Raw genomic sequence first — 5,112 nt, 5'->3', positions numbered from 1 at the left:
GACGCTGGACGGCGTCGACCAGGGCAAGCCCTTCCACCTGCTGCGCGCCGACGTCGCCTCCGCGACCGCGGACGCCCTCGCACCACTGCGTCCCGAAGGCCGACCCGGGACCGTCCTCCTCGCCGGCACGGGGCCCGACGTCCCGTTGGCCGCGGGCCTGCTCGCCGCACTCGGCGACGGCGCCGTCCGCGTCGCCCTCCTCACCCCGTCCGGACCGCTCGCCGACCCCGGCCTGCTGCGCTGGCGACTGCCCCGCTGGGCCGGCCCGCTCGACGTCGTGGTGATCACCTCCGCCGACGGCTCCGAGGACGGCCTCGTCGAACTTCTGGACCAGGCGCACCGCCGCGGCTGCGCCCTCGCCTCGGTCGCCCCCGCCGACTCCCCACTGGCCGAGGCGACCGCCCGCCGTCGAGGGCCCGCCCTGCGCGCCACCACCGCGGACCACCTCGAACCGGCGGACCATCCCGCCGCCCCCGGCGGCCACTGGCCGCTCCTCACCGCCACCCTGATGCTCGGCCACCGGCTCGGGGTCTGCGAGGCCGACGACGCCGCGATCGACGCGCTGGCCGACCGCCTCGACGCCACGGCGGAGCGGTGCGGCCCGGTGGTGCCCACCCAGGAGAACCCCGCCAAGTCGCTCGCCGTCGGGTGCGAGGGCACCCTGCCCCTGCTGTGGAGCGAGGGCGAGCCGGCGGCGGCCGTCGCCGGCCACGCCGTCCGGCTGCTGCACGCGCTGCCCGGCGTCCCCGCCCTCACCTCGCCGCTGCCCTGGGCGCTCGCCGCCCACGCGGCGCTCCTCACGGCGGAGCGCGGCGGCGCCGCCAAGGACGACTTCTTCCGCGACCGCGCCGACGACGAACCCGAACTCCGCCCCCGTGTCGTGCTCCTCGGCAGTCCGGCGCCCGCGGACCTCCCGCCCGGTGACGACTCCGCGCCCCGTGCCGCCGCGGCAGCACGCGCCCTGGCGCTCCGGCACGGCGTCCCCTTCGGCGAGCTCACCGCGGCGGAGGGCGGCCCGTTGGAGGCCACCGGTGAACTCCTCGCCCAGCTCGATTTCACCGCCGTTTACCTGACGCTCACCGCGACCGCCCGATCATGACCCCGGCCGCGTCGACGCGGCCCGTCGCCGGACCACGGAGCGGACCGGGACGACGCAGCCGAGACCGCGACCGCACTGGAGCAGCCCCCGCCATGGAACGACTCGTCAACACGGTGCGCCCCTACGCCTGGGGCTCCACGACGGCCATCCCCGAGCTGCTGGGAGTCGAGCCCACCGGTGAACCGCAGGCGGAGATGTGGCTGGGGGCCCACCCCGGCGCCCCCTCCCGCGTCGACCGCGGCGCCGGGCCGGTGAGCCTCGCCGAGGTCATCGCCGCCGACCCCGACGCGGAGATCGGCCCGTCCGTCCGTGCCGCCTTCGGCCCGCGCCTGCCGTTCCTCCTCAAACTCCTCGCCGCCGACGCGCCTCTCTCCCTCCAGGTCCACCCCGACCTGGCGCAGGCCGCCGCCGGCTTCGCGGCGGAGGAGGCGCGGGGTGTGCCGCTGGACGCCCCCCACCGCACCTACAAGGACGACCAGCACAAGCCCGAACTCATCTGCGCGCTCACCCCGTTCGAGGGACTCTGCGGCTTCCGTGAACCCGCGCGCACCGCCCGGCTCCTCGACGAGCTCGGCGTACCCGCCCTCGCCGGTCACGCCGCCACGCTCCGCGGCGACCGGGACGCGACGGCGCTGCGCGAGGTCTTCACCGCGGTCCTCGCCCCCGACACCGCCGCGACGGCCACCGCGGCCACCGCGGCCGTCGAGCAGGTCGCGCGGGCGACCGCACGACTCGCCTCGCAGGGGGGCGAGTTCGCGGACGCGTGCGCCGCCTACGCGCGGCTGGCGCGGAGCTACCCCGGGGACAGCGGCGTCGTCGCCGCGCTCCTCCTCAACCACGTCCGGCTCGCCCCGGGCGAGGCGCTGTTCCTCGACGCCGGGGTCCCCCACGCCTACCTCGGCGGCCTGGGGGTGGAGATCATGGCCGGTTCGGACAACGTGCTCCGGTGCGGGCTGACGCCGAAGCACGTCGACGTCCCCGAGCTGCTGCGGATCGTCCGCTTCACCGGCGGCGACCCCCGGGTGCTCCTTCCCGTCCCGGACGCCGACGGGGAGGAGCGGTACGAGACGCCCGTGAGCGAGTTCCGGCTCTCCCGCCGCCGGCCGGCCGCGACCGACGCCCCCGTGGTGCTGCCCTCCGGCCGCCCGCAGATCCTGCTGTGCACCGAGGGGACGGTCCGGCTCACCGGCGAGGACGGCGCGGTCACCGAACTCGCGCCCGGCTGTGCGGTTTTCGTCCCGGCGTCGGCCACCGCGCCCGCCTGCTCCGGGGAGGGCACGCTCTTCCGCGCCACGGTCGCGCTCTGACGTCCCGTGCCTGACACACCGCGGACCCGGGCCCGCACCCGGCGCCGAGGCGTACCCCGCCCCCTGCCGCGCGAGGTCAGGGCGGCGACCGTCACCTCGCGTCATGGCGCGGCCTCGGGGGCGGCTGTTAGCCTCGGGAACGACGTGCGATGTCGCTGCTGATGGCAGCCGGACGGCCGGTGAGGCCGCACCGGCCGAGGGGTAAGAAGGCCCTCCGACGGACTGCGCGGTCGGCCGTCCACGTGGCGGTGGCCGCGTCCTGCCCACTTCCGACACAGCTGAGGAGCAGCAGCTCATGACGAGCGCCATCCCGCAGGACTTCCAGGACTTCAAGATCGCGGACATCGCCCTCGCGGAGTTCGGCCGCAAGGAGATCTCGCTCGCCGAGCACGAGATGCCCGGTCTGATGTCCATCCGCGCCGAGTACGCCGAGGCGCAGCCGCTCGCCGGCGCCCGCATCACCGGGTCACTGCACATGACCGTGCAGACCGCGGTCCTGATCGAGACCCTCGTGGCGCTGGGCGCCCGGGTCCGCTGGGCCTCGTGCAACATCTTCTCCACGCAGGACCACGCCGCCGCCGCCATCGCAGCCGCGGGTGTCCCCGTCTTCGCCTGGAAGGGCGAGACCCTGGAGGAGTACTGGTGGTGCACCGAGCAGGCGCTCACCTGGAACGACACCCCCACCGGCGGCCCCAACATGATCCTGGACGACGGCGGCGACGCCACCGTCCTGCTCCACAAGGGCGTCGAGTACGAGAAGGCCGGCAAGGCCCCGTCCCCCGAGACCGCGGAGAACGACGAGCACCGCGTCATCCTGGAGCTGCTGGGCCGCACCCTGGCCGAGACGCCGACCAAGTGGACCCAGGCCGCCTCGGAGATCCGCGGCGTGACGGAGGAGACCACCACCGGTGTCCACCGCCTCTACGAGATGTTCCGCGACGGGTCGCTCCTCTTCCCCGCCATCAACGTGAACGACGCCGTCACCAAGTCGAAGTTCGACAACAAGTACGGCTGCCGCCACTCGCTGATCGACGGCCTCAACCGCGCCACCGACGTCCTCATCGGCGGCAAGACCGCCGTCGTCTGCGGCTACGGCGACGTCGGCAAGGGCTGCGCCGAGTCGCTGCGCGGCCAGGGCGCGCGGGTCATCGTCACCGAGATCGACCCCATCTGCGCCCTGCAGGCCGCGATGGACGGCTACCAGGTCGCCACCCTGGACGACGTCGTCGAGACCGCCGACATCTTCATCACCACCACCGGGAACAAGGACGTCATCCTCGCCCCCGACATGGCACGGATGAAGCACCAGGCGATCATCGGCAACATCGGCCACTTCGACAACGAGATCGATATGGCCGGCCTCGCTCTGCTGCCGGACGTCGTCCGCGACGAGGTCAAGCCGCAGGTGCACACCTGGACGTTCCCGACCGGCAAGAAGCTCATCGTGCTCTCCGAGGGGCGCCTCCTCAACCTGGGCAACGCGACCGGCCACCCGTCGTTCGTCATGTCCAACTCCTTCGCCAACCAGACGATCGCGCAGATCGAGCTGTTCACGAAGACCGAGGAGTACCCCACCGGCGTCTACGTGCTGCCCAAGCACCTCGACGAGAAGGTCGCGCGCCTCCACCTCGACGCCCTGGGCGCCAAGCTCACCACCCTCACCGACGAGCAGGCCGCCTATCTCGGCATCCCCGTCGAGGGCCCGTACAAGCCCGACCACTACCGCTACTGACCGTCCGCTCCCGCCATCCGGGAGCGGCACGACGGCGAGGCGACGGTCCGTCCCCGAACGGGGGGGGCCGTCCTCACCTCCGCCACCGCCGCGCGCCACCGCATGGGTACGGTGGCGCCCATGCCCAGCGGCCGGTACACCCTCCACGACCCCCACGACCGCTCACCCCTCGGTGAGGAGCGGTTCCGTTGCGCCCCCGGGCCCACCGGCTGGCGCTACGTCGCCCACCGCACCGCACCCGACGGCGCGACCACCGGCCGGCTCGACCTCGCTCTGGACGACCTCGGGCGCCCGATCCGCCTGGAAGCGGTCGCCGGCGACTGGCAGCTCCGCGGCGCCGCGCTCGACGGCGTGAGATGGGTGCGGACCGACCCCACCGGGCAGCACGCCCGCGAGGGCCACGCCGCGGCGAAGGCGTTCACCGGCACCTCCCCGGCCTTCCTGGTGGCACTCGCCCGCCTGCTGCGCCCGGCCCCCGGGCGGGCGACCCGCGTCCGACTCCTCGCGCTCACCGACCCCGTGCTCGCGCCCCGGACCGTCGACCGGTCGTGGTCGCTGGTGGCGAGCGAGGACCACCATGACCCGGACGCCGGGACGCTCACCGTCCACAGCTACGGGATCGACGACCTCGCCACGGGGGACCGGTCGGTGGTCCACCTGTCCGGTGACGTGGTGCTTGACGCCCCGGGCGTCACGCTCGAGGAACTCGACGGACCGCCGTCCGTCTTCGACACCCTGCCGCTGCCGGCAACGCCTGAGTGAGGCCGCCCGGCGCCGCCCGTCGTCAGCCGGGGAGCGAGAAACCGCCCGGCGCCCCGGCCGCGTCCCCGCGCACCGCAGATTCCCCCGCCGGGGTGGCCGAGCCGTCGGTGGTGCCCCCGGTGCGCCCGCCACCGTCCGGCCCCGTGGCGACCGGGGTCGGCCCCGCGGGGAAGGGCACGACGGGAACCGTGCCGGGGGCCGGCGGCCCCGCC

Annotated in this window: 4 protein-coding genes and 1 pseudogene; 4 read left to right on the top strand and 1 reads right to left on the bottom strand. The window is 74.8% G+C overall.

What is annotated here, in order from left to right; translation table 11 throughout:
- From HCJ92_RS22060 to HCJ92_RS22045, 4 genes are all read left to right on the top strand, one after another.
- The coding region (locus HCJ92_RS22060) for an SIS domain-containing protein (RefSeq protein ID WP_167935368.1) at positions 1 to 1,099 on the top strand (1,099 nt) is incomplete at its 5' end.
- 92 nt (positions 1,100 to 1,191) lie between these two features.
- Positions 1,192 to 2,406: a mannose-6-phosphate isomerase, class I gene (gene manA / locus HCJ92_RS22055; RefSeq protein ID WP_167935367.1), complete on the top strand. Its 1,215-nt coding sequence runs from the start codon at positions 1,192 to 1,194 to the stop codon at positions 2,404 to 2,406.
- A 295-nt stretch (positions 2,407 to 2,701) separates the two neighbouring features.
- Complete coding sequence (ahcY, locus tag HCJ92_RS22050; protein WP_167935366.1) at positions 2,702 to 4,138, top strand: adenosylhomocysteinase; 1,437 nt, start codon at positions 2,702 to 2,704, stop codon at positions 4,136 to 4,138.
- A gap of 120 nt (positions 4,139 to 4,258) precedes the next feature.
- Entirely contained in the window at positions 4,259 to 4,900 is a 642-nt protein-coding gene (locus tag HCJ92_RS22045; protein WP_167935365.1) for a hypothetical protein, read from the top strand.
- A gap of 22 nt (positions 4,901 to 4,922) precedes the next feature.
- Here HCJ92_RS22045 and HCJ92_RS24485 read toward each other — a convergent pair.
- Positions 4,923 to 5,112: pseudogene (locus HCJ92_RS24485) on the bottom strand (hypothetical protein); the annotation flags it as partial.

The organism is Streptomyces spiramenti (assembly GCF_012034385.1).
In the GTDB taxonomy this organism is placed as follows: Bacteria; Actinomycetota; Actinomycetes; order Streptomycetales; family Streptomycetaceae; genus Streptomyces; species Streptomyces spiramenti.
The sequence above is the reverse complement of the archived record's forward strand: the minus strand, read 5'-3'. Positions and strand labels throughout refer to the sequence as shown.